Source organism: Tahibacter harae, assembly GCF_024437735.1.
Taxonomy (GTDB): domain Bacteria; phylum Pseudomonadota; class Gammaproteobacteria; order Xanthomonadales; family Rhodanobacteraceae; genus Tahibacter; species Tahibacter harae.
This window is the reverse complement of sequence record NZ_JANFQO010000006.1, coordinates 1-23,052: the sequence shown is the minus strand read 5'-3', so window position 1 is coordinate 23,052 and position 23,052 is coordinate 1. Positions and strand designations below refer to the sequence as shown.

Genomic DNA, 23,052 nt, shown 5'->3' with positions numbered 1-23,052 from the left:
CCGCGATTCGCGCGGCCCCGACCGCACGCCGTCGTTTGCAATAAATCCCATATAGGCAACTGTGAAATATTCATCGCCGCGCCAGCGACGCCGGCGGCCTTGCCGTGTCCGCGTCGTGTCCGCGGCGGCCGCCGCAGCCGCGTCAGAAAAAGCGCCGCATTCGCCGCCGCCGCGCCGCAAGTCCGCAATACCCGCGCCGCCGCCGCTGCGGAAAGTGAGGCCGCGGCGACCGCCGCGCCACCGACGACGCGCCATGAAATTCCTGTCTTTGCTGTTCTCCGCTGCCGCGGGTCTGGGCCTGCTGCCGTCCGCTGTCCGCGCCGATGCCGGCGCACTCGCCATACTGCGCGAGGACGGCAGCCGGCTCGAAGTCGCCAGCCTGGAAACCACGGCGCAAATCGACATCCACGGCCTGCTGGCCGAAGTGCAGCTCAAGCAGCGCTTCCGCAACGACGGCGCAGCCTGGCAGCAGGGCGAATACCTGCTGCCGCTGCCCGAAGGCGCGGCGGTGCATGCGATGACCTTGCGCCTGGGCCGGCGCCTGATCGTCGGCGAGATCCGCGAAAAGGAAGCCGCCCGCGCCGAATACGCCCAGGCCGTGGCCAGCGGCCGCAAGGCCAGTCTGGTCGAGGCGCACAGCGCCAACCTGTTCCGCACCGCCCTGGCCAACGTGGCACCGGGCGAGACCGTCGAGGTGGAAATCCGCTACTGGCAGCAGGTGGATTACCGCGACGGCGAGTTCTCGCTGCACCTGCCGCTGACCTTCACCCCGCGCTACACGCAGCAGGCCATGCCGGTGCAGGCTGCCGCGCCTGCAATCGATGGGCTGCCGCAGGACGCCGCGGCCGCGGTGGACACCGCCGCGCCGGCACCGGCGGCGACGCAGCAATCGACGCTGACCACGCCGCCGGTGCGCGCCGGCGCCCCGACCGTGGTGATCGACGCCGTCCTCGACGCCGGCCTGCCGCTGCAGGACGTGGGATCCTCCACCCATGCGCTGGAGGTGCAGCGCCAGGACGGGACTTACCGCATCGCGCTGCGCGATCGCGTGGTCGCCCCCGACCGCGACTTTGTGCTGCGCTGGACGCCGCAGCCGCTGGCCGCGCCCACCGCCGCCCTGCTGCGCGAACAGGCCGGCGGCGAGCAGTTCGCCCTGCTGATGCTGCTGCCGGCGACCCGGCCGGCCGCGCCGCTGCCGCGCGAGCTGATCCTGGTCATCGACACCTCCGGCTCGATGGAAGGCCAGTCCATCCTGCAGGCGCGCGCGGCACTGGACCTGGCGCTGCGGCATCTGGCGCCGCAGGACTATTTCAACGTGATCGAATTCGATTCGGATACCCACGCGCTGTTCCCGCGCTCGGTGCCGGCCGCCGCGGACGATGTACAGCTGGCGCGCGAATGGGTGGCCAATCTCGGTGCCGACGGCGGCACCGAGATGCTGCCGGCGCTGCAGACCGCGCTGCGCAGCGAGGCGGCGCCCGACCGCCTGCGCCAGGTGGTATTCATCACCGACGGTGCGGTGGAACAGGCCGATGCGCTGTATACCGCGCTGGATACGGAGCTGGGCGCGGCGCGCGTATTCCCGGTCGGCATAGGCAGCGCGCCCAACGGCGAATTCCTGCGCAAGGCGGCCGAGCTGGGCCGCGGCAGCGCGGTGGTGATCCGCGATATCAACGAAGTCGGCGCGCAGATGGAAAAACTCTTCGCGCGCCTGGACCGCCCGGCCCTGCGCGATCTGCAGCTGAATCTGCCGGTGGCGGCCGAGGTCTATCCGCAGCGCCTGCCCGATCTCTACGCCGGCGAGCCCCTGCTGCTGGTCGCGCGCCTGGACGGCGCGGCGCGCAGCGGCGGCCAGATCGAGCTGCTGGGCCAGCTCGCCGCAGCGCCCTGGTCGCAGAAGATCGGTTTTGAACTGCACGGCCAGGCCAAGGGCCTGGCCCGGCTCTGGGCCCAGCGCAAGCTGGAGGCACTGGAAGATGCCCAGCGCCGCGGCGGCGATGCGCAAGCCCTGCGCGCCGAGGCCACGGCGCTGGCGCTCAAGCACCACCTGGTCGGCCGCTATACCAGCCTGGTCGCAGTGGACCGCACGCCGCAGCGGCCGGCCGATGCCGGACTGCAATCAGTAGAAGTAGAAAATGCCGCACCGGCCGGCAGCGTGGCGTTCGCCCAGACCGCGACATCGGGCAGGCTGTGGCTGGCCCTGGGCGCCCTGTGCCTGCTGCTGGCCCTGGCGCTGCGCCGCGCGCCGGCAGCGCGCCGCGGACTGGCCGCATGAACACACGCCGCCGTCTCAGCCTTCTGCTGCTGCTCGCCGCCGGCCTGCTCTGCGGCAGCGCCGGCTATGTGCAGGCCAAGGCCTGGCTGGCCCAGCTGCTGCTGGAACAGGCCTGGCAACGCAGCGCGGCCGGCGCTGTCGCGGCCAAACCGTGGCCCTGGGCCGATACCCGCCCCGTCGCGCGCCTGCGGGTGGCCCGGCTGGGCGTGGACCAGATCGTGCTGGCCGGCGATTCGGGCCGCAGCCTGGCCTTCGGCCCGGCCTGGAACGAGGCCAGCGCCGCGCCCGGCGCCGCCGGCACCAGCGTCATCAGCGGCCACCGCGACACGCATTTTGAATTCCTGCGGCATCTTTCAAACGGCGACGTGATCGAGATCGAAAGCCGCGGCCGGCTGCGGCGCTACCGCATCAGTGCGCAGCAGGTAGTCGATGCGCGCACCACGCGCATCGCCGCCGGCGAGGGAACGGCTACGTCGAAGCTGCTGCTGGTGACCTGCTATCCGTTCGACGGCTGGATCGCGGGCGGACCGCTGCGCTATGTGATCGAGGCGGTGCCGGTCTGAAGGCTTGGGGCCGCAGCGGCTGCGGCCTCCGGCACGGTACGGCGTCGCGGCCCATGCGCGGCGGACCGCAGCACCCGGCCGGGCCTGCGGCGAACGCAGACCCGCGCCGCCGTCAGACCTTCGCCAGCTCCGCCCGCATCGCATTGATGACCTGGGCGTAGTCCGGCTTGGCGAAGATGGCCGAGCCGGCGACGAAGGTATCCGCGCCGGCCGCACCGATCTCGGCGATGTTCTCGGGCTTCACGCCGCCATCGATCTCCAGGCGGATCTCGCGGCCGCTGCGGTCGATCAGCTCGCGCACGCGGCGCAGCTTGTCCAGCGCCGAGGGAATGAAGCTCTGGCCGCCGAAGCCGGGATTGACCGACATGATCAGCACCAGATCGAGCTGGTCCAGCACGTGGTCCAGGTAGTTCAGCGGCGTGGCCGGATTGAATACCAGCCCGGGCTTGCAGCCCAGCGAGCGGATCAGCTGGATGGTGCGGTCGATGTGTTCCGAGGCTTCCGGATGGAAGGAGATGTACGTGGCGCCGGCCTTGGCGAAATCCGGCACGATGCGGTCCACCGGCTTGACCATCAGATGCACGTCGATGGGCGCGGTGACGCCGTGCTTGCGCAGCGCCTCGCAGACCAGCGGGCCTATGGTCAGGTTGGGCACGTAGTGATTGTCCATCACGTCGAAATGCACCCAGTCCGCGCCGGCGGCAAGGACGTTGTTCACCTCTTCGCCGAGGCGGGCGAAATCGGCGGAAAGGATGGACGGCGCGATGACGGCGGACTGGCGGGACATGGGACGGTTTCCGTGGACACCGCGGACGCGGGCGGCGCGCAGTGTAACCGCGCCGTCCGGGCTGGCAAATGCAGGATCGTCCGCGCTGCCGCGCAGCGGCAGCGCGCTCAGCGAAATCCGCGCTCGGCCTTGATCCGCTCGTATGCCGTATTGATCTCCCGCGCACGCTGCTCGGCGCGCTGGCGCAGCAGTTCGGGCACGTCGCCGAGCTTGTCCGGATGGTGTTCGCTCATCAGCTTGCGCCAGGCGCGCTTGAGACCGCGCTCGTCGATGCCGCGCTCCACGCCGAGCACGGCGTAGGGATCGGTGCCGCCGTTCTGCGGCGGCGGCGGCGCGGCGGTGCCGCCGCCGTGGCGGTAGGAATAGCTCTGCCCGGCCGGATTCCAGATATGGCCCTTCATCGCGGCGAGTACCGCGATCTCGCGCTCCTGCACGCCCAGCGCCGCACACATGCGCCGCATCAGCTGCATGCGCGGCTCGGTACCCTGGCCGTCGGAGAACACCACGTCCAGCAGCACGTCGATCAGCACGTAGGCATGATCGCGCCGGCCCAGGCACCAGCTGCGCAGGTCGCGGATGGCGCGGTCGACGACGAAGCCCGGCGTCTTGCCCGCGTTGAAGCAGGCGATGGCCTCGTGGCGCTGGGCGGCGCTCAGGCCCATGCGCTGCATCAGCTGCTCGACGGCCGCGATCTCGCTTTCGGAAACGCGGCCGTCGGCCTTGGCCATGGCACCGATCAGGCCGAACAGCGGATCGACGAAACTGCGCGCCACGCGCGGCCGCGGCCGGGAAAACGAAAAGCCGCCGATGTCGTACATATGCCCGACCAGCAGCCCGAACAGCAGGCCCAGCGGATGCCGCAGCAGGGCCAGGCCGACCGCGGCGCCGATGATCTTGCCCAGCCATCCTTTCATTGCGGCTGCGGCGCCTGGGCCGCATACCAGGCAGCGAGTTCGTCCAGATCGGACTGGCTCAGCGCACCGACCGCCGCACGCATCACCGCCACGTCGCGGGCGCCGCTGCGGTAGGCGGCCAGGGCGGTCTTCAGGTAATCCAGATCCTGCCCGGCCAGGTGCGGCGTGCCCTTCAGCGGCGAGCGGCCGGATTCGCCGTGGCAGGCCGCGCACAGGCCCAGGCGGGCGGGTTTGGCCGGGTTCTGGGCATGAGCCGCCGGCAGCGCGGCCAGGGCGGCGGCCGCGAGCGCGGCACGGGACAGGAACGGCATGGGACGCTACCGGAAACGAAATGCGCGCGATTCTAGCCGGCGCGGCCGCTACAATGCGCGCCTTTTCCCGCGGAGCCCCGGCCAGTGCCTACCACCCTGAGCGAATCCCACCTGCCCGGCCTGAACCTGATCCACCGCGGCAAGGTGCGCGACGTCTATGCCCTGTCGCCGCAGGAGCTGCTGATCGTCGCCAGCGACCGTCTCAGCGCCTTCGACGTGGTGCTGCCCGACCCCATCCCCGGCAAGGGCGAGATGCTCTGCCAGATGTCCAACTTCTGGTTCGCCCAGACCGCCCACCTGGTGCCCAACCACCTGACCGGCAAGGACATCGCCGGCGTGCTGCCGGCCGGCACCGACCTGGCCACCTATGCCCGCCGCAGCGTCATCACGCGGCGCCTGAAGCCGGTGCCGGTGGAGGCCATCGCCCGCGGCTACCTGATCGGCTCGGGCTGGAAGGATTACCAGGCCAGCGGCTCGCTCTGCGGCATCCGGCTGCCGGCCGGCCTGCGCCAGGCCGAACAGCTGCCCGAACCCATCTTCACCCCGTCGACCAAGGCCGCCGTCGGCGACCATGACGAGAACATCAGCTTCGACAGCCTGGTGGCCAAGGTCGGCGCCGACCTGGCCGAGCAGGTGCGCGAAGCTACTCTGCGCATCTACCGCTGGGCCGCGGCCTTCGCCGCCGAGCGCGGCATCCTGATCGCCGATACCAAATTTGAATTCGGCACCGACGAGGACGGCAAGCTCTACATCATGGATGAAATGCTGACGCCGGATTCCTCGCGCTTCTGGCCCGCCGACGAATACCGCGTCGGCATCAGCCCGCCCAGCTATGACAAGCAGTTCGTGCGCGACTACCTGGAAACGCTGGACTGGAACAAGACCGCACCCGGCCCGCGCGTGCCCGCCGAGGTGATTGCGGCGACGGCGGCGAAGTATGCGGAAGCGCTGAAGCGGCTGGCGGGAATAGATCTGGCCTGAGCGGCGGAACCGGATTGGCGATGGGAGATTCGTGGCAGGGTGCGCCTGGAATGGCCAGCTTGCAGGTTTCCGGGTGGGAGCTTGCGGTACTGGGCGACGCGCCTTCCGGCTTTTGAGCAACCTGGGGCGAAGGATCAGGCGCGTCGGCCGCCGGATCGCCCCGGCACCGCGACGACACGGCTCGGAATCCCTATCGCCCTCCGTAACCCGAAACCCCGATCCCGGCTTGATCAGGATCAAAACGCGCCCCGCAGCGCCGGCTAGCATGGCCCTGCACACTCCGCGTGCGCCTGCCGACCCAGCCCCATGCCTACCGAACTATTCCGCCAGGGCGACCATGCCTGTATCGCCTTCCACGATCTGGTGCGTGGCGACGACGGCATACAGGCGAATCAATTCCTGGTGCTGCACGGCGACAAATCCGCCCTGATCGATCCAGGCGGCGCCCTGCTGTATACGCCGCTGAGCCTGGCCGTATCGCGCTATCTGCCGCTGCGCCAGCTGACCTACGTGCTGGCTTCGCACCAGGATCCGGACATCATCGGTTCGGTCGACCGCTGGCTGATGTATACCTCGGCCACCATCGTCTGCTCGCGCCTGTGGGGCCGCTTCATTCCGCACGGCGTGCCGCATTACCAGAAAGACAGCGGCGGCGAACGCTATTTCCTGCTGCCGGATCCCGGCGCGGACATTCCGCTGGGCAATTCCCACCTGCGCGCGGTACCCGCGCACTTTCTGCACAGTGTGGGCAATTTCCAGTTTTTCGATCCGGTCAGCCGCATTCTCTTCTCCGGCGACATGGGCGCCTCCATGGTCGACGGCGAATACGCGCCGGTGCGCGATTTCGAGGCGCATGTGCCGACGATGGCCGGTTTCCACCGCCGCTACATGGCCTCGAACAAGGTCTGCCGGCTATGGGCGCGGCGGGTGCGCGCGCTGAATCCCTCGATGATCGTGCCGCAGCACGGCGTGCCGTTTGCGGATCCGGCGACCATCGGCAAATTCCTCGACTGGGTGGAAAACCTGGCTTGCGGGATCGATCTGATGGACGAGACGGATCCGGTGTTTGCCTAGTTCCCGGTTCGGCAGCCCCCTGACACAAGCCTGGCCTCGCCGTGGCACGAGGAAATGGCCATGGCGACTCCGCAAGCAAGGTTTCCCGGCCTGTACGCTTGCGCTGGCTCGCGTACTCGCCATCGCCGACGCTCATCGGGTCCGCCGCCCGGAGTTCCGATCGGGGCGGGGCTGTCTCGGTCAGGTGGATTGTTCAGACCTTTCTCAATTGCCCTTCAGGATGTCCGCCTGCCAGGACGGCATGGTGGAGGTGCCGAGATAGTTGCCGTTCTGGTCGTAGCTGCGGACGGTGACATCGCCGCGGCTGCGGTCGATCTTCCAGGCATTCGCCCGCGACACCCGCTCTTCCATCGCGGCATTCTCGCGCGCGTAGGCGAGATCGCGCTGGCGTTGGCAATAATCGGCCGGACCGTACTGGCAGAAGTCGTCGCGCTGCCATTGCTGCATCAGCACCTGCTCCTTCCCGATCGGTACGATGTACTCCCCGCGCAGCCAGAAGGAGAGCTGCACGAACCGCTGTTCGTCTTTCGCGTCGAGTTCCTGTTTAGCCGCCTTCGCCGCGATGCGCTTTTCCTGCAGCGATTTCCATTCCGCGATGCGGGCCTGGTGTGCGGCCGCATCCGCTTCGCGCTTGGCGATGTTGGCGGCGCCTTCCCGCGCGTTCACGCCGGCGCGCATCCTGTCGTAAGCCGTCGAGTAGGCCGCTCTCACCTCCGGGCCCTGCGTATAGACCCAGGACATGATCCACACGCCATCTTCCGGCGCATCCGTGGTCTCGCCCTGGTTCCACTTCGCGATGATCCGCTGGAACCGCGCCAGCTCTTCTTCCGGCGTCAGCTTCGGCGCCATCGCGTATTCCTCGAACACGATGCTGCGCGGCGCGGCGAATCCCGGCTGGCCGTTGGCATAGCGGAACAGGTCCTGGCCGGCATCAAGTTCGATGGTCGCGCTGTAACCGCATTGCGTGGCCGTGAAGCGGCCGGACTTCGGCCCGGTCTGGGGACCGCCGGCATCATCGAGGCACCCGTTGATCGCCCACGCCAGCCATCGGTCGCGCTCGCCTTCCCGCCACAGCGCCATGGCCCACAGGCCGCGCAAGCCCGCCATCGCTTCCGACTCGCGGCGGCTGCCGCCGGTGAAAAGGGTCTTGACGTCCCGCACATCGCCATAGCCCTCGAACAGTGCGTACATGGCGGCAATATCGCCCGCGTTGGCCATCGGGCGCAGCGCGATCAACTCGGCTTCGGTCAGGGTCTTCTTTTTCTTGAGCGCGGCGATCACGTTCTTCGCCGTCGACTTCTCCTTCGACGTAAGCGGGCGCTTCTCGATCTTCGGCCGGTGCTCGTCGATGTACTCCCTCGCGGTGGGGAATTTGACCTCTGCCACTGCCGGCGGCACGGCCGCCAGCAACAGACCCGCCAAGGCTATCCAACGGCGCATGTCCCCCTCCCCGTCCGGTTCGCCAGCCCGAACAGGGTGGCGTCATGCGGAAGTTTGGCACAAGGCGTGTTTTCCCCCGCGCACGACAAGCAAACTTCCTGCGTTTCTTGCGGCGCTCCCCGCTCATGCCCGTCCGTTACGGCCACCCTCAGCCCGGCCCGGACGAAATTTCGGGACACCCATAAATCCCGCAGTTCCGGGACCCCCACACAATCCTGCCCCACACAACCGCGCCAACGCCTTGAGCGCCAGCCCATTGCAGCGAAATTTCAGGACACCCATGGACGAAATTTCGGGACACCCATATCCCGCAGTTCCGGGACCCCCACACAATCCCGCACCACACAACCGCGCCAACGCCTTCAGCGCCAGCCGATTGCAGGAGGGCAATTCGGGGACATTCATGATTCCCGCTGTGCTACTGGGGCGCCATTTCATCGCCCCGCCCGTTTCGGCATACCGTGCGGCCGACGCAAGCCATTGATCCCGATTTTTTTTTTGCTCCGCATTGTCCAGAATGCGAGGCTTGTAACAGATGAGTCCGCTGTTGTAGCGTCCCGGACGAGGTGCCCGCGATGCTCAAGCTTACTTGCGGCGAGTTCGACGAGTTCGAGGAAGCGCTCTACGGCGTACAGGGGCGCTACGTCCTGAAGTCCAGGCAGCAGCGCGACTGGCGCCTGCGCGTCCTCGACCTGGGCGGCGTGGCCGTCATGGCCGGACGCGAAGGCGCCGGCACCGTGTATCACGGCGTCGGGCTTTCCGGTTACTTCAACCTCTTTCTTCCGATCACCGGCCACGACATGACGGCCGTCGACGGGAATCGCTTCAACCGGCGTACCGTCGGATGGATGATCCCCGGCGCCATGTTTCACATCGACGCAGCGCGCCCGGCAAGCTGGATGACGATAGCCATGTCGTGCGAGCTGGTGCTCCGGTGGGCCGCCGCGCACGAGGATGAATTCGATGCTTCGCTGCTGAAAAAGAACCTGGTGATCCGCTCCGCCGCCGGTACCACCGCGCTCTCCTGGCTGGTGCGGCGGCTGTTCCGGCAGGAGCTGAATGCCCCCGAGGAACTGCACGCCGACGCCGCCCAGGACGCCGCCCGCCGTGAATTGCTGGAGGCGGTATTCGCGCTGCTGCTGCCGGTCGAATCCCGCCAGGTGCTGCGCCCCAAGGGCTATGTCGACTACGCCCGCGTCCTGCGGCTTGCCCTGGAACTGATCGACTCGGTATCCCACGCGCCGCTCTACACGGAAGATCTGTGCTCCGCCACCGGCGCTTCCGAGCGGACGCTGCGCAACATATTCAACAGCCATCTCGGGATCAGTCCCCACCGGTATCTGATGGGGCACCGCCTGAGGGTCATACACGCCGCGCTGAAGCAGGCGCCTCCAGGCGAAACCGTGACCAATGTGTGCGCCCGCTTCGGCGTCTGGGATCTCGGGCGTTTCGCCAGGCAGTACCGTGACTATTTTGGCGTGCTTCCATCGACGGCCCTGCGGGGAGCACTGAACAAGCCGGAATCCTGATCTGCGCGGCGGGCCTCCTGTCCAGGCGGGCGGCCCGGTGCCTGCGCAACAGGCGTCCGGCGGGGCTGCGAAGATGAAAGAACGGATACGCGACCGTGCCGCGAACACCGGCCCGGGTACACGAAGACCGCACGCAGCTACTCGCCGAGGCGTCGTTCCAATGTCTGTTGCGGATACTCGCCGAACAGGTCCAGATAAGCGGACGCCATGCGCCCGGCATCGGCGTATCCGAACCGCTTCGCCACGGCGGCCACGGTGTCCTGACCCGCCCCGGACATACTCAATGCAATGCGGATCAAATGCATGCGCCGGATATGCAGGTAGCGGTGCGGCGCCACGCCGAAACACCGCCGGAACCAGGAACGCAGCGTCCGCTCGCTCATGCCCGAGGCCTGCACCAGATCCGCAACACAGAGCGGCCGGGCATCCGCCTGCCTGAGCCGATCAACGATCTTGTCCACAGGTGTCCTGTGGCCATGTCCAACCGGGGACCACGCGGGAGAGCGCACCATGAGGCCGGCCTGTGCGGGCTGCGGGACACGTTCCCATCATTTCCGGAAATCCCGGCGTCGGCTACGCAAATCTGGCAATTCCGCTCGCCGCCGGATCACAAAGCGAAAATCGCGGCGGTGGTGCTTTTTGCCGTTTTTACGTAGCCAGGCCGCAGGCGGCGGACCGACCATCTTGCACAGCCGCTCCGCATTCCAGCCTGGGGAGATGACCTGTGGGCCCGCCTCGCATTGCGCACTCCCCGGCCGACAGCAGCGCCCGCGGGCCGTTGGACGCGACCCGCCGGGAACTGATTATCGGCGGCGCCGCACTCGCCGCGGCTGCGCTGCTTCCGCTGGCGGGCTGTGCGCCCTCGCCGCCGCCACCCGGCGGGAATGCTCCCGTCGCGTCATCCCCTTCCTCAAGCGCAGGAGTCCGCCGGACCATGAGCACCTTCACAACCAAAGACGGCGTGGAGATCTATTACAAGGACTGGGGGACCGGCCCGGTGGTCACCTTCAGCCATGGCTGGCCGCTCAATGCCGACAGCTGGGAATCGCAGATGTATCACCTGGCCGCCAATGGTTTCCGCTGCATCGCCCACGACCGTCGCGGACACGGCCGCTCCAGCCAGCCCTGGGACGGCAACGACATGGATCACTATGCCGATGATCTGGCGCAGTTGCTCGATCACCTCGACGTGAAGGACGCGACGATGTTCGGCTTCTCCACCGGTGGCGGCGAGGTGGCGCGCTACATCGGCCGCCATGGCAGCAAGCGCGTGAAGAAGGCCGGCCTGATCTCCGCGGTGCCGCCGCTGATGGTCAGGACCGAAGCCAATCCCGGCGGCCTGCCGCTCGCGGTCTTCGACGGCATCCGCGCCGGCCTGCTGGCCAACCGTTCGCAGTTGTTCCTGGATATCCCCTCCGGCCCGTTCTTCGGCTACAACCGCCCCGGCGCCAAGCCCTCGCCGGGCGTGATCCAGGCCTGGTGGATGCAGGGCATGATGGGCGGGCACAAGAACACCTACGACAGCATCAAGGCCTTCTCGGAAACGGATTTCACCGAGGACCTGAAGAAGTTCGACGTGCCGACCCTGCTGGTCCACGGCGACGACGACCAGATCGTGCCGATCGACGCCGCCGCGCGCGCCTCGGCCAGGCTGATCCCGAACAACAAGCTGGTCGTCTACGAAGGTGCCCCGCACGGCATCGCCGACACGCACAAGGACCGTCTCAACGCCGACCTGCTGGCGTTCGCCCGGTCCTGAACCCCGTGCAGCCGTAGAAGCCGGACACCTCGCCGCGACGCCGGAGTACGCGCCATGCTCAACATCAGTCCGTTCGGAATGATCCACACCATCATCGCTCTCGCGGCGGTGGCCTGCGGCCTGGCGGCCCTGTTCAAGTACGGCGAGATCGGCATGCACACGCGCGCCGGCCGGCTGTACGTCTGGCTGACCGCCGCCACCGCATTTACCGGCCTTTTCATCTTCCGCCACGGCGGATTCGGTCCGCCGCATGCGCTGGCCATACTGACCCTGGTGGTGCTGCTCATCGCCCACGCAGCCGGGAAACGCGGCGGTACCGGCCTCTCCCGCTACCTGGCGGTAACGGGCTACTCGCTGACGCTGTTCTTCCACCTGATTCCCGGCCTGACCGAAACCGGAACGCGCATTCCACTGGGCGCCCCGGCTTTCAGCGGGCCGGAAGATCCGACATTGAAGCTGCTGGTCGCAATCGGCTTCGTCATTTATCTGGCCGGCGCCGCCTGGCAGGTGCTGCGGATTCGCCGTGCGCCAAGGATTGCGCCGTCAGCCTGACAGGAGGAGGAAAAGGTGGACTCAGCCTACACCGCACATGACAGCGCCCTGCTGATCGTAGACCCGTACAACGACTTCATGAGCGAGGGCGGCAAGCTCTACGAACTCACGAAAGGTACTGCGCAAGCCTCGGGCTTCTATGAAAACCTGCCCCGTGTCATCCAGGCGGTCCGTGCTGCTTCCCTGCGCGTGTTCATCGTGCCTCATCGGCGCTGGCGGCCCGGCGACTACGCGGGCTGGCTGCAGACCAATCTGTCGCAGCAGGGCGTCGCCAGAACACAGCTGTTTGCCGAAGGCAGCTGGGGCGGCGAATTCCATCCCGGGTTCGGTCCCAGGCCCGGCGACATCGTCGTGCACGAGCATTGGGCGCAGAGCGGCTTTGCCAACACCGACCTGGATGCACAGCTGAAGCTGCACGGGATCCGCAGGATCATCCTGGTCGGCATGGTTGCCAACACCTGCGTCGAGTCCACCGCGCGATTCGGCATGGAGCTGGGTTATCACGTGACGCTGGTAAGAGACGCCACGGCCGCCTTCAGCGCCGAAGGCATGCACGCCGCACACGAGGTAAACGGCCCTTCCTTCGCGCACGCGATCCTTTCCACCGATGAACTCCTGGCGGCCCTTCCGCGCGGCGAGCAGCAGGCCGGTGCCGTTCGCCGGGATTCGCCGTGAAAACCGCCTTTCTCCCCGTGCTGATCCTGGCGGCTGCCGCGGCAGCGGCAGCGGCAGCCGAATCCCTGCCGCTGCGCATCGCCGTGGAGCGCTTCATCGAATTGCCGCCGGATGTACGCCAGCCCGAAGGGCTGGCCGTTGATGCCGCCAGCGGCGATATCTTTGTAGGAACGTACGACGCGCGCCTGCCCGAATCCGTGCGCAACAACCAGTTGCTGCGCTATTCCCGCGACGGCCGGCTGCTGGCACAGCGCCGCTTCGGCACTGCGCCGCTCACCGGCCTGGCGGTGGCCGGCGGCCACGTCTACGTGCTCAACTTCGGTGCATCGAAGCTGCAGCGTTTGCCGGTGGACTTCGACGCATCTACCGCTGTTACGGATGTCGCCACCTTCGGGCGGCTCGATCCGCCCCAGCCCACTGCGCGCACCGTCGCCAACCCGGAAGGAAGCCAGGACCGCATCGAATTCGGTGCGTCGGGATTTCCCGGCATCAACGGCATGGTGCCGGACCGCGCCGGCAACCTGTATGTTTCCGATTCGTTCCAGGGTGCGATTTACCGCATCGCCAAGGCTGCGCAGTGCGCGCCGTGCGACGTGCAGGTCGTGTCGCGCGACCCGCTGCTGGGCACGGCCGGCGCCCTGCCGTTCGGTGCCAACGGCCTCGCGCTCGATGAAGACGAGCAACACCTGTACATCACCAACGCCGGCGACGGACGGCTGCTGCGGATGAAGCTGCCCCAGGGCAGCGTGAATGTCGTGGCGGAAAGCATCCACGGCGCCGACGGCCTGCTGCAGCACAAGGGATGGTTCTGGGTTGCGGCGAACCAGGCCGACGCCGTGATCGCGCTGGATGCGGCCGGACGTGTGCGCGCACGCGCCGGCGCGTTCGAGGGACTGGACGGCGGTGCGCCGCGCGGCTTGCTGTTCCCGGCGAGTACGGCGGTAAACGGTGGCTGGATGGTGGTCACCAACCTGTCGTTGCCGATCACGCCTATGCAGGGCGACGAATGGGAGGAGGACGTGACGCGATGGACGCTGAGCCGTTTCAAGCTTCCCGCAACGCCGCCGGAATGAGCGTGCATCCGCGTAGCGCCCCTGTTCTTCTGGCCCGGTTGCCGCTGCTGGACGACATTCTCGGACAGCATGCGCAGCACCTTGGCACCGACTTCGTCGCTTACCGCAACCATGCGTATCGCGTGGCCAATTTCTGCCATGTGCTGGCTCCGGCGAGTTCGCTGGATGCCGTCAGCATTGCCGCGGCTTTTCACGATATTGGCATCTGGACACAGCGGACCTTCGACTATCTCGAACCGTCGAGGAAACGCGCGCAGGAATGGCTGGCGTCGAACGACCACGACAACCAGGGCGAGGTCATCGACGCCATGATCGGCCAGCATCACAAGGTGACGCGCTATCGGGGCGCCGGCGAAGCATTGGTCGAACCGTTCCGGCGAGCCGATCTGGCCGACGTATCGGCAGGCCTTTTTGCGGCGGGGATTGCGCGTCCGTTCCTGTCCGAAGTGTTCGGCCGGTTTCCCACTGCCGGGTTCCATCGCCTGCTGTTTCGCCTCGCCTGCCGGCGTTTCGTTCAATACCCGCTTAACCCGCTTCCCATGATGCGCTGGTAGTACGCCAGTGACCCCGGACCTGAGATCGGAGAATCATCCATGAAGCCCGCCGCGTTTCTTTGGTTGCTGTTGACCAGTGCACTTTCGTGGACGAGCCACGCCGCAGACCGTGGCGCAGCCATATCCGCAGCGGCCGCGGCAACGCGGTATGTAACCGTGGCTGGCGACAAGATCGCCTACCGCAGGATCGGCCACGGTCCTACGATCATCCTCGCAAACCGCTTGCGCGGAACACTGGATACCTGGGATCCCCTGTTCCTCGACAGGCTGGCCGCGCAGTACACGGTGGTGACCGTCGATTACCCGGGCATCGCCTATTCGGAAGGCAAGCTGCCCGACAACATGGCGGACGCGGCGAAGTTCATCGATGACTTTGCGAACGCCATAAAAGCCGAGCGCTTCGTCCTCCTCGGCTGGTCCTGGGGCGGGCTGGTCGCCCAGACCTATCTGCTCGATCACCCGCAGCGCGTCACCCACGCGATTCTCATTGGCACCAATCCACCCGGCCAGAACGAAATCCCGCTGCAACAGGTGTTTCTTGACCGGGCGTTCAAGCCGGTGAACGACCTGGCCGACGAGGAAGTGCTGTTCTTCGAGCCTGCCTCGGAAGCAAGCCGTGCCCAGGCCAAGGCTTCGCACACGCGCATCTATGCCCGCAGCGATGTCGCCGCGCGGATACCGTCCACGCCCGAAGAATTCGCCCCGTACTTCAAGGCCGCCGAAGGCTTTCGCCAGGATGCCGAAGGCAGACGCGACCGCCTGGCGCAGGCGCGCACGCCGATCCTGGTCATCTCCGGCGATCACGACACAAGCACCGCCGGGCAGAACTGGTTCCCGCTGATCGGGAAGATGCAGGACGCCCAGTACATCTTTTTCTCCAAGACCGGGCACGCGCCCCAGCATCAGCACCCCGTTCTCATCAGCAACTACATCCACAGCTTCCTCTCCGCCTCCCACTGAGGCGGAGGCTGCTGCCGGAGCTTTCCAGGGCGCGGGCGACGCCATTCCGGAGCGCCCGCACCGCGCCATTTCAGGACACCCGCAAATCTGCCCGGCCCAGCCTGCCACTGCAGCGCCTGGCCTGATCCGACGCACCCGGAAAACCCGTCGCCCGACCGGGAGAAACTGCCAGCCGGGGAAATAGTCCAACCCCGGATCGATCGCCCCAAAGAAAAACCGGCCAGTACAGAAATGCCCGGTTCGCGCTAAGCTTGGCCAATCCCTCGCCAGCCTGCGGGAAGCCCCCATGAACACCGCCACGCACCCGGAAATCGATTCCCGCCGCGAAGTCGACCGCTGGCTGGGCAACTACGCCGAAGACCATCGCAACCCGACCAATGTGCTGATCCACTGGATCTGCGTGCCGGCCATCCTGTGGACGGTGATCGCGGCCCTGTGGGTGATACCGGTGCCGCCGCTGCTGGGCCGGGCCGGACTGTGGGCCGGCGCGGCCATGTTCTTCGCGCTGATGTTCTATTTGCGCCTGTCGCGCAATCTCGGCCTGGCCATGTTCCTGGTCTTCGTGCTGCTGAGCCTGCTGACCGAATGGCTGTTCCGCACGCTGGGGCCGGCCAACCTGCTGTATACGGCCATAGGCGTCTTTGTCGCCGCCTGGATCGCCCAGTTCATCGGCCATCACATCGAAGGCAAGCGCCCGTCCTTCCTGACCGACCTGGCCTACCTGCTGATAGGCCCGGCCTGGATCGTCGCCAAGCTGATGCGCAAGGCGGGCATTGGCTACTGACCGCGCCGCCACGGCAGCGTACAGACAGTTACCCGGCGGGTAGGCCAGATCCAACTGGCTCAGCTGCGCGAGTGCGCGCCCCACGGCCGGACGGGCGCGCTGATCTTGTGTGTGCCGCCGCTTTGGTAGCGGTGTCGCTGTCTGCTACAGCGACGGCAGAAGACCAGACGCTACGCGCCGCTGGAGCCGTGCGCACCGCCTGGTGCGTGCGCTCCTCCCGGCTGCGTCGCGGCAAACCGGAAACCGATTCAGTCGTAGCGCTCGTCGATCGAAGCGACCTTGCCGGCGCGGATCTCGAAGGTGACCGTCTTGCCGTCGAGCGCATACTGCCAGCGCTCGCCGAGATAGCCGCCTTGCTTGCTTTCGATCGGCACTTTTACTGCCGGCTCGCCGACAGCCTGGGAAACCTTGGCGGCGCTGTCGCCAACCGTAATGACGCGGCTGCCGACGCGATAGGTGTCCGCCGCCAGGGCGGTGCCGGCCATCAGCAGGCCGGCGGCGAGAATCAGGGGACGCAAGGGATTTCTCCTGGGCTGGACCGGGTGGACGACCCGGCGGCGCGAACGCGGTTGCCGCCCGTGTGTGGCCATGCCGCAGCACGCGGCGGTTGCGGGCCAGGCCATGGTAGCGCGGGGGACGCGGCGCAGATTAGGCACACGCGGCTGAAGCCGGGCTGTCGCCGCCAGCCGGTATCACTGCGGCGCATCGCGCAATTTTTGCAACAGGCAGCGGGCGGCGCCCCCTCAGAACGAACGCCCGTCCACGTGCTTTACCGCCAGCGATTCGATCGCGACATCGTCCAGGCAACGCACATTGACCGCCGCCATGCGATTGCCCTGGCGATCGCTGCCTTCGCCGTAGGGATGGATGCCGCAGTCCGGGCAGAACCGATGCTGGATCACGTGCTTGTTGAAGGTGTAGGTGGCGAGCTTTTCTTCCGGCGTCTGCAGACTCAGCGCGTCGCGCGGCACGAACCACATCAGCGCGCCCTTGCGCTGGCACATGGAGCAGTTGCAGGACATGACGCCGTCGAGCTGGCCCTCGACTTCGAACTTCACATTGCCGCAATGGCAGCTGCCGCTGTATTTCATGGGGATCTCCGTGACGGATGAAGGGCCGCTCAGGCGTGCCTGGCGACCAGGCGCACTATCGTATTCCAGGCGCGCGTGGTGGCGGGAAGTGCCAGGGTTTTCTCCAGCAGCGCATTCGGGCTGCCCGGCGTGTTGCCGATCTTGTAGCTGAGGCTGAACGCCTCGCGCCCATTGCAGGACAGCACGGCCACATCGCCGCGGCGCGAGTGCAGCGGCAATGCCGGCAGATCCGGCGAGCGCGGCGAGAGGAAGGTAATGCAGCATTCGTATACCTGTTCCCGCTCAATGCCCGCGAAGGGATCGGCCGCAACCAGTGCGGCCAGCTCATCCACGCGGCGCAGGAAGGCCGGCTCCTTCAGTCCGCAGACTTGCTGCAGCTGCTGTACCGCCGATTTCAGCACACCGGCGGAACGGTTGGCCGGCGCGGAGAAGACCAGGGTGCCGTTGACCAGGAACGATGCCGCCTCGGCCGCACCGGCGTCGAGAAAGGCCTGCTCCAGCTGCGCCTTGCTCGGGCAGTTGGCGCGGCCCAGATTGACGTTGCGAAAAAATACCGCGAATTTCATCGTGCCGCCCTGGGATTGCTGGAAACCTGCGGCCTATTCGCCTTGGTGGAACTGCAGGCAGACGCCGGAAGGCAGGATCATATGGAATTCGCGCCGCCCCCAGGGCTTGATTTCCAGCGCGCCGGTCCGCGCCGCAACGCCGGCATATTCCGCATACAGCGCATCGAGATCCGCAACCGCGATCGCACAGCTGGCGTTGTCGGCCCAGGCCCGTTCGCTGTTGACGACCAGATTGAACGCGACACCGTCGCGCCCGATACCTGCCATGTCGCCCTGGCGCCAGCGCAGCGCGAAACCGAGCTGGCCGCAATACAATCCCAGCGCCTCGTCCAGCGAAGCGCCGGCCGGCAGCAATGGTGTCACGGCATGGAACTTGGTGGGCATGATGAGCTGGCTCCGCGCGCGGGTCCCGCCGCGCAGATTTGCAGCCGCGGCAGCCGCGCGCAAGTACCCGCAAGGAGCGTTGCCATGGGCCGGTTGCTGCTGAACATCGACGTACCCGAGCTGGACAGCGCGGTCGCGTTCTATACCCAGGCAGTGCGGCTGGAGCTGCGCCGGTATCTGTTCGGACACAGCGTGGCCGAACTCGAAGGCGCCGGTGTCGCCGTATTCCTGCTGCTCAAGCCCGCCGGCTCCATCGGCGCCGGCGGGCAGCCGCGCGATTACGGCCGGCATTGGACACCCGTGCATTTCGATCTCGTCGTGGACGACCTGGAAGGCGCCCTGCGGCGCGCGCTGGACGCCGGCGCCGTGGCGGAAAGCGGCATCGAGAGCGCCGCCTGGGGCCGCCAGGTGCGCCTGGCCGATCCCTACGGTCATGGCTTCTGCCTGGTCGAATTCAGCGCAACCGGCTATGCAAGCGTGGCCGACGGTTGAGCCGTAGCGCGATCAGCTCGTCGCAGCTCCACTGGACAACGGAGTCAGCGCAGGTTTTGAGCAACTGACCAGCTGCTGCGCGTGATTGTGCTTCAGCTCGTGCCTTGGCTGTGACTCGTGCCTAAGCTGTCGCTTGTGCTCCGGTTGCTGCTTCTGTCCTCAGCTGTGGCTTCCGCGCTTGCTGTGGCTTTTGCCGTTGCCGTTGCTTCTGCGCACACGGATGTGCGCCGCTCTACCGGGGCCCCATAAGCCGCGGCGAGGCGGCGTAGGACCAGCCCGCGCATCGCGCGGGTCGCGCCCAGGGATGGGCGCGAGTCGGCCGTTGGGCCAGGATGGCCCTTCGGCCGACCCCGCAGCCGCCTCGCGCACCCGGAGGGCAGGATGCCCGCAGGGCGCGGCTTCTGGGGTGTGTTTCTTTCTGCCTACTCTTTCTTTGCACAAGCAAAGAAAGAGTAGGTCGGGCGCCGCAGGCGCACGAAACCGCCCTGAAACAAACACCCCGCGCCGCAGGCGCACAACCCCGCTCTTCAAGCAAAACCGCGATGGACGCAAAAACAATTCCGCCCACAAGCGATCAATCAAAAAATCAAACCTTCTCAAACGGCCTCAACAACCACCGACACAAGGCCGGCAAGAAAATCAACGCCGCAAACATATTCACCACGAACATGAAGGTCAGCATCAGTCCCATGTCCGCCTGGAATTTCAGATCGGAGAAAATCCACATCGCCACGCCCACCGCCAGCGTCAGTGCGGTATAGAAAATGGCGATACCCGTGGTCTTCAGGGCGCCGAAATAGGCCTCCGTCAACGGACTGCCCGCCTGCATCGATTCGCGCATGCGCGCGAAAATGTAGATCGCGTAATCCACGCCGATGCCCACGCCCAGCGCCACCACGGTCAAGGTGTTGACCTTGAGGCCGATGCCCAGCTTCACCATCAGCGCGTGGCCCAGTTCGGTCACCAGCACCAGCGGCAGCACGATGCACAGCGCCGCCAGCGGATTGCGGAAGCTCAGCAGGCACATGATGAACACCGCGCCGTAGAGCAGGTACAGCATCACCGCGTCGACCTCGCGCACCTTGTCGTTGATCGCGGCAAGCACGCCGACGTTGCCGGTGGCCAGGCGCAGGTTGATCTGGTCGCTGTGGAAGGTCTCGCCCTTCTCGGCCGCCGCGGCGGCCTGGTCGGTGAGCTGCTTCATCAGGTTGGTGTTGCCGCCGGCCCAGGCGCCGTTCTTCTCGCGGAATTCCTTCACCGCAGCGACGACGCGGTCGATGGTGGTGGAGCGGTGGTCGCCCAGGAACATCATGATGGGCATGGCGCTGCAATCGTTGTTGAGCAGGCCGGAATCGGTTTCGAAGCCCTGGGTGGCCATGCGCAGGGTGTCCGGATCGCGCGGCAGCGCGCGCCAGCGCAGGTTGCCCTCGTTCCAGCCGGCGTTGACGATCTTGGCCGCCATGGGCAGGGTCATGACCTGCTCCACGCCTTCGACATTGCGCATGTGCCAGGCGAAGCGGTCCATGGTTTCCATGACCGGATAGCTGGTGGTGCAGGCCGAAGGCTGGGCTTCGGCGATGACGTTGAGCATGTCCACGCCGAGCGAGAATTTCTCGCTGATAAGCACGGCGTCCTTGTTGTAGCGCGCTTCGGGACGCAGCTCGGCCACGCCCTTCTCGGCGTCGCCGATCATCACCTGATGGCCGTACTGCTTGGCAAAGAACCAGATCACCACGCCGAGCAGGATGATGACCGCCGCCGGCACGGGCCGGGCGAACTTGGCCAGCAGCGACCAGATCTTGTCGAACTGGGTGAGCTGGCGCAGGCGGTATTCGCGCTTCTTTTCCAGGTTGCGCAGCTTGCAGTAGGACAGCAGCACCGGCAGCAGCACCAGGTCGGTGAGGATGGTGATGGCGACGCCGACGGTGGCGGTGATGGCCAGCTCGTAGATGATCTGGATGGGGATGATAAGGATGGTGGCGAAGCCGATGCAGCCGGCGATCAGCGCCACCGCACCGGGCACCAGCAGCATGCGGAAGGCCAGGCGCGCGGCGGTCTGCGCGTCGACGCCGCGGCGGCTGCGCAGTTCCTCGACCGTGCCTTCCTCCAGCCCGCCGAAGAAGATCTCGCCGCGGAAGCGGTTGATCATCTGCTCGCCGTGGCTGACCGCGATGGCGAAGATCAGGAACGGCGTCAGCATGTTCATCGGGTCTATGCCGAAGCCGAGCAGGCGCAGCGCACCCAGCATCCACAGCACGGCCACCAGCGCGCAGAACACGGTCAGCGAGGCCAGCTTCACCGACGAGGAATACAGGAACAGCAGGATCCAGGTGAAGGCGATGGTGAGGAAGAAGAAGATGATGACCGAGCGCGCGCCGTCGCTGATGTCGCCGACCATCTTGGCAAAGCCGATGATGTGGACGCTGGTGGCTTCGTTCTCGTACTTGGCGCGGATGTCTTCCAGCTGCTTGGCGACTTTCTGGTAGTCGAGCTTGACCTGGCCTTCGCCGCCCTCGGGCACCAGTTCGGCCCAGACCATGGCGCCGGAGAAATCCTTGGCGACCAGACGGCCGACGATGTTGGCCTTCTCGATATTGGCCTTGATCGTGGCGAACTGCTCGCTGGTGGCCTCGAAGCCTTCGACGTTGGGCGTGAATTCCTGCGGGATGACGTTGCCGCCGGCGAAGCCGTCCTCGACCACTTCGACGAAGCGCACGTTGGGCGTGAAGATGGAGCGGATGCGCGCCTCATCGATGTTCTCGATGGTCTTCACGTCCTGGGTGATGTGCTCCATGGTCTGCATGAACGGCAGGTTGAACATGTCGCCGTTCCTGGCCATCACCGCGATCAGGATGCGGTTGGCGCCGCCGAACTCTTTCTCGTAATCGAGGAAGGTCTGCATGTATTCGTGCTGCAGCGGGATCTGCTTCTTGAAGCCCGCGTCCACGCGCAGCTGCGCGGCGAACCAGCCCATCGCGATGGTCACCAGCGCGAACAGCACCAGCACGGCGGCGCGGTTGCCGAAGATGGCGCGTTCGGCGAAACGGTGGAATGCGCCGGGATTGTCTACCGCCTTGATCGAACCCGCCATGTCGTCCCCTCGTGCTTGGCTGGCGACGGCCGCCGCGGTGCGGCGCCGGCCGGAATTTCTGGAGTTCTTGCCTTATCTACAACGCCGCATCAGCGCGGCTGGTAGCGCGCCACGCCGTTCTCGCCGGCGACCAGAAAGGCGGCCGCGCCTTCGATCGGCAGCACCGCGGCCAGGGCGCCGGCCGGGTCTATGGCGCCGGCGCGCAGGGCTTCGGTCGGACTGCGCCGCACCAGCACCAGGCCATTGGCGCCGACCAGGGCGACGCCGCCGTTGGCCAGCTTGACGCCGCCGAGCAGGCTCAGTTCGGTGCCTGTGGCCAGTTCGCGCCAGTTGTCGCCGAGATCCTCGGTTTCAAAAGCATGGCCGCGCAGGCCGAAGACGATGGCGCGCTGGCCGTCGAAGCCGATGGCGCCGAACATGGAGCCGTCGTAGGGCAGCTTCATGCGCTGCCAGTTGGCGCCGTTGTCGCGCGAGCGCAGCAGGCTGCCGCGTTCGCCCGCGATCAGCAGCGAGCCGTCGCTGGTGCGCGCAATGGCGTTGAAATGCGGCTCGCTCTCGTCCTCGATCTTGAGTTCTTCCCTGGAGAAGGTCCATTTGTCGCCGCCGCCGGCCGCCGCAGCGCCACCGCCGCCGCTGGCGGCGGACGTGGCATCGGCGAGGATGCTGCGCTGGGTCCAGGTGGCGCCGCCATCGCTGGTTTCCAGGAACAGGCTGTAGGCGCCGACGGCGAAGCCGCGGCGTTCGTCGAGAAACAGCACATCCAGCAGCGGCGCGCCGTGGCGGGCATCGGAGCTGGCCGCGCCGGCGTCGGCGCCGGGCGGCAGCCAGGGATCCTTGCGCTGCAGCTGCCAGTGTTCGCCCGCGTCGGTGCTGGCGAGGATGACGCCGTCGCGGCCCACCGCCCACACCAGGTTGCCCACGGCGCTGAGCGCGGTCAGCGTGGCCCGCGTGGGCACATCGGCGACCTGGCGCCAGGTGGTGCGGTCTTCGGAGACGATGATCGCGCCGCGCTCGCCCACGCCTATGGCGCGGTTGCCGGATTCGACCAGATCCAGCAGCAGCGACTGGGTTACCAGCGGCATGGCCTCGGCCTTGCTGTCGACCGGCTCGGGCCAGGCCACGGCGGCCGCCTTGGCCGGCGCGGCGGCCGGCGCGGCGGCCGGTGCGTCGGCGGGTGCCGCCTGCCCGGCCGGCGGC

Annotated in this window: 24 protein-coding genes; 13 read left to right on the top strand and 11 right to left on the bottom strand. The window is 67.0% G+C overall.

Going from position 1 to position 23,052, the window contains the following annotated elements:
- Positions 1-253: 253 nt before the first annotated feature.
- Positions 254-2,275, top strand: coding sequence for a marine proteobacterial sortase target protein (locus NM961_RS07875; protein ID WP_255913500.1), 2,022 nt, complete (start codon positions 254-256; stop codon positions 2,273-2,275).
- The gene (locus NM961_RS07870) at positions 2,272-2,838 is read left to right on the top strand and encodes a class GN sortase (protein WP_255913498.1); all 567 of its coding nucleotides are present in this window, start codon (positions 2,272-2,274) and stop codon (positions 2,836-2,838) included. Before NM961_RS07875 ends, NM961_RS07870 begins: the two co-directional genes overlap by 4 nt.
- A 112-nt stretch (positions 2,839-2,950) precedes the next feature.
- On the opposite strand, the gene rpe is transcribed toward NM961_RS07870, so the two are convergent.
- The 3 genes from rpe to NM961_RS07855 all read right to left on the bottom strand — a co-directional run bounded on the left by rpe (position 2,951) and on the right by NM961_RS07855 (position 4,850).
- On the bottom strand, positions 2,951-3,625 hold the full coding sequence (gene rpe, locus NM961_RS07865; protein WP_255913497.1) for a ribulose-phosphate 3-epimerase: 675 nt from the start codon (positions 3,623-3,625) through the stop codon (positions 2,951-2,953).
- Between the two features lie 107 nt (positions 3,626-3,732).
- A complete protein-coding gene (gene djlA / locus NM961_RS07860; protein WP_255913494.1) occupies positions 3,733-4,539 on the bottom strand; it encodes a co-chaperone DjlA in 807 nt (268 codons plus the stop codon).
- On the bottom strand, positions 4,536-4,850 hold the full coding sequence (locus NM961_RS07855; RefSeq protein WP_255913493.1) for a c-type cytochrome: 315 nt from the start codon (positions 4,848-4,850) through the stop codon (positions 4,536-4,538). The genes djlA and NM961_RS07855 overlap by 4 nt, the downstream gene beginning before the upstream one ends.
- A gap of 84 nt (positions 4,851-4,934) precedes the next feature.
- Here NM961_RS07855 and NM961_RS07850 point away from each other — a divergent pair, with 84 nt between their 5' ends.
- Complete coding sequence (locus NM961_RS07850) at positions 4,935-5,831, top strand: phosphoribosylaminoimidazolesuccinocarboxamide synthase (RefSeq protein ID WP_255913492.1); 897 nt, start codon at positions 4,935-4,937, stop codon at positions 5,829-5,831.
- A 306-nt stretch (positions 5,832-6,137) separates the two neighbouring features.
- Complete coding sequence (locus NM961_RS07845; protein ID WP_255913491.1) at positions 6,138-6,905, top strand: oxygen-binding di-iron domain-containing protein; 768 nt, start codon at positions 6,138-6,140, stop codon at positions 6,903-6,905.
- Between the two features lie 204 nt (positions 6,906-7,109).
- Here NM961_RS07845 and NM961_RS07840 read toward each other — a convergent pair whose 3' ends face one another.
- Positions 7,110-8,345 (bottom strand): hypothetical protein, encoded by a 1,236-nt coding sequence (locus NM961_RS07840; protein ID WP_255913490.1) that lies wholly within the window; start codon positions 8,343-8,345, stop codon positions 7,110-7,112.
- A gap of 575 nt (positions 8,346-8,920) precedes the next feature.
- Here NM961_RS07840 and NM961_RS07835 point away from each other — a divergent pair.
- Positions 8,921-9,874, top strand: a complete 954-nt coding sequence (locus tag NM961_RS07835) for an AraC family transcriptional regulator (protein WP_255913489.1) — start codon at positions 8,921-8,923, stop codon at positions 9,872-9,874.
- Positions 9,875-10,011: 137 nt separating this feature from the next.
- Here NM961_RS07835 and NM961_RS07830 read toward each other — a convergent pair whose 3' ends face one another.
- Entirely contained in the window at positions 10,012-10,335 is a 324-nt protein-coding gene (locus NM961_RS07830) for a helix-turn-helix transcriptional regulator (RefSeq protein ID WP_255913486.1), read from the bottom strand.
- Positions 10,336-10,808: 473 nt separating this feature from the next.
- Here NM961_RS07830 and NM961_RS07825 point away from each other — a divergent pair, with 473 nt between their 5' ends.
- The 7 genes from NM961_RS07825 (at position 10,809) to NM961_RS07795 (ending at position 16,231) form a co-directional block, all read left to right on the top strand.
- Positions 10,809-11,633: an alpha/beta fold hydrolase gene (locus NM961_RS07825; RefSeq protein WP_255913484.1), complete on the top strand. Its 825-nt coding sequence runs from the start codon at positions 10,809-10,811 to the stop codon at positions 11,631-11,633.
- 54 nt (positions 11,634-11,687) lie between these two features.
- The gene (locus NM961_RS07820) at positions 11,688-12,185 is read left to right on the top strand and encodes a DUF2306 domain-containing protein (RefSeq protein ID WP_255913483.1); all 498 of its coding nucleotides are present in this window, start codon (positions 11,688-11,690) and stop codon (positions 12,183-12,185) included.
- Between the two features lie 15 nt (positions 12,186-12,200).
- Complete coding sequence (locus NM961_RS07815) at positions 12,201-12,860, top strand: cysteine hydrolase family protein (protein ID WP_255913482.1); 660 nt, start codon at positions 12,201-12,203, stop codon at positions 12,858-12,860.
- Positions 12,857-13,933: an SMP-30/gluconolactonase/LRE family protein gene (locus NM961_RS07810; protein WP_255913481.1), complete on the top strand. Its 1,077-nt coding sequence runs from the start codon at positions 12,857-12,859 to the stop codon at positions 13,931-13,933. The genes NM961_RS07815 and NM961_RS07810 overlap by 4 nt, the downstream gene beginning before the upstream one ends.
- Positions 13,888-14,487, top strand: coding sequence for a hypothetical protein (locus NM961_RS07805; protein WP_255913480.1), 600 nt, complete (start codon positions 13,888-13,890; stop codon positions 14,485-14,487). The genes NM961_RS07810 and NM961_RS07805 overlap by 46 nt, the downstream gene beginning before the upstream one ends.
- Positions 14,488-14,526: 39 nt before the next feature.
- Positions 14,527-15,447 (top strand): alpha/beta fold hydrolase, encoded by a 921-nt coding sequence (locus NM961_RS07800; protein WP_255913479.1) that lies wholly within the window; start codon positions 14,527-14,529, stop codon positions 15,445-15,447.
- Positions 15,448-15,733: 286 nt separating this feature from the next.
- The gene (locus NM961_RS07795; RefSeq protein ID WP_255913477.1) at positions 15,734-16,231 is read left to right on the top strand and encodes an Mpo1 family 2-hydroxy fatty acid dioxygenase; all 498 of its coding nucleotides are present in this window, start codon (positions 15,734-15,736) and stop codon (positions 16,229-16,231) included.
- Between the two features lie 248 nt (positions 16,232-16,479).
- Here NM961_RS07795 and NM961_RS07790 read toward each other — a convergent pair whose 3' ends face one another.
- From NM961_RS07790 to NM961_RS07775, 4 genes are all read right to left on the bottom strand, one after another.
- Positions 16,480-16,749: a DUF2845 domain-containing protein gene (locus NM961_RS07790; RefSeq protein WP_255913476.1), complete on the bottom strand. Its 270-nt coding sequence runs from the start codon at positions 16,747-16,749 to the stop codon at positions 16,480-16,482.
- 225 nt (positions 16,750-16,974) lie between these two features.
- On the bottom strand, positions 16,975-17,322 hold the full coding sequence (locus tag NM961_RS07785) for a GFA family protein (RefSeq protein WP_255913475.1): 348 nt from the start codon (positions 17,320-17,322) through the stop codon (positions 16,975-16,977).
- Positions 17,323-17,351: 29 nt separating this feature from the next.
- On the bottom strand, positions 17,352-17,888 hold the full coding sequence (locus NM961_RS07780; protein ID WP_255913474.1) for a DUF1697 domain-containing protein: 537 nt from the start codon (positions 17,886-17,888) through the stop codon (positions 17,352-17,354).
- A gap of 33 nt (positions 17,889-17,921) precedes the next feature.
- Complete coding sequence (locus NM961_RS07775) at positions 17,922-18,272, bottom strand: VOC family protein (RefSeq protein ID WP_255913473.1); 351 nt, start codon at positions 18,270-18,272, stop codon at positions 17,922-17,924.
- Between the two features lie 84 nt (positions 18,273-18,356).
- On the opposite strand from NM961_RS07775, the gene NM961_RS07770 reads away from it, so the two are divergent.
- Positions 18,357-18,764, top strand: coding sequence for a VOC family protein (locus NM961_RS07770; RefSeq protein ID WP_255913472.1), 408 nt, complete (start codon positions 18,357-18,359; stop codon positions 18,762-18,764).
- A 586-nt stretch (positions 18,765-19,350) separates the two neighbouring features.
- Here the strand turns inward: NM961_RS07770 and NM961_RS07765 are convergent.
- Positions 19,351-21,855 carry an efflux RND transporter permease subunit gene (locus NM961_RS07765; RefSeq protein WP_255913470.1) on the bottom strand — a complete coding sequence of 835 codons (2,505 nt, stop codon included), beginning with the start codon at positions 21,853-21,855 and terminating at the stop codon, positions 19,351-19,353.
- A gap of 89 nt (positions 21,856-21,944) precedes the next feature.
- On the bottom strand, positions 21,945-23,052 hold a 1,108-nt coding region (locus NM961_RS07760), incomplete at its 5' end, for a WD40/YVTN/BNR-like repeat-containing protein (protein WP_255913468.1).

What these genes read in the sequence shown, in the direction of transcription:
- NM961_RS07780 (WP_255913474.1), bottom strand. Translation starts at nt 17,888, where the DNA reads ATGAAATTCGCGGTATTTTTTCGCAACGTCAATCTGGGCCGCGCCAAC.
- NM961_RS07825 (WP_255913484.1), top strand. Translation starts at nt 10,809, where the DNA reads ATGAGCACCTTCACAACCAAAGACGGCGTGGAGATCTATTACAAGGAC.
- NM961_RS07805 (WP_255913480.1), top strand. Translation starts at nt 13,888, where the DNA reads ATGGACGCTGAGCCGTTTCAAGCTTCCCGCAACGCCGCCGGAATGAGC.
- djlA (WP_255913494.1), bottom strand. Translation starts at nt 4,539, where the DNA reads ATGAAAGGATGGCTGGGCAAGATCATCGGCGCCGCGGTCGGCCTGGCC.
- NM961_RS07775 (WP_255913473.1), bottom strand. Translation starts at nt 18,272, where the DNA reads ATGCCCACCAAGTTCCATGCCGTGACACCATTGCTGCCGGCCGGCGCT.
- NM961_RS07765 (WP_255913470.1), bottom strand. Translation starts at nt 21,855, where the DNA reads ATGGCGGGTTCGATCAAGGCGGTAGACAATCCCGGCGCATTCCACCGT.
- NM961_RS07785 (WP_255913475.1), bottom strand. Translation starts at nt 17,322, where the DNA reads ATGAAATACAGCGGCAGCTGCCATTGCGGCAATGTGAAGTTCGAAGTC.
- NM961_RS07800 (WP_255913479.1), top strand. Translation starts at nt 14,527, where the DNA reads ATGAAGCCCGCCGCGTTTCTTTGGTTGCTGTTGACCAGTGCACTTTCG.
- NM961_RS07875 (WP_255913500.1), top strand. Translation starts at nt 254, where the DNA reads ATGAAATTCCTGTCTTTGCTGTTCTCCGCTGCCGCGGGTCTGGGCCTG.
- NM961_RS07855 (WP_255913493.1), bottom strand. Translation starts at nt 4,850, where the DNA reads ATGCCGTTCCTGTCCCGTGCCGCGCTCGCGGCCGCCGCCCTGGCCGCG.
- NM961_RS07840 (WP_255913490.1), bottom strand. Translation starts at nt 8,345, where the DNA reads ATGCGCCGTTGGATAGCCTTGGCGGGTCTGTTGCTGGCGGCCGTGCCG.
- NM961_RS07835 (WP_255913489.1), top strand. Translation starts at nt 8,921, where the DNA reads ATGCTCAAGCTTACTTGCGGCGAGTTCGACGAGTTCGAGGAAGCGCTC.
- NM961_RS07845 (WP_255913491.1), top strand. Translation starts at nt 6,138, where the DNA reads ATGCCTACCGAACTATTCCGCCAGGGCGACCATGCCTGTATCGCCTTC.
- NM961_RS07795 (WP_255913477.1), top strand. Translation starts at nt 15,734, where the DNA reads ATGAACACCGCCACGCACCCGGAAATCGATTCCCGCCGCGAAGTCGAC.
- rpe (WP_255913497.1), bottom strand. Translation starts at nt 3,625, where the DNA reads ATGTCCCGCCAGTCCGCCGTCATCGCGCCGTCCATCCTTTCCGCCGAT.
- NM961_RS07770 (WP_255913472.1), top strand. Translation starts at nt 18,357, where the DNA reads ATGGGCCGGTTGCTGCTGAACATCGACGTACCCGAGCTGGACAGCGCG.
- NM961_RS07870 (WP_255913498.1), top strand. Translation starts at nt 2,272, where the DNA reads ATGAACACACGCCGCCGTCTCAGCCTTCTGCTGCTGCTCGCCGCCGGC.
- NM961_RS07820 (WP_255913483.1), top strand. Translation starts at nt 11,688, where the DNA reads ATGCTCAACATCAGTCCGTTCGGAATGATCCACACCATCATCGCTCTC.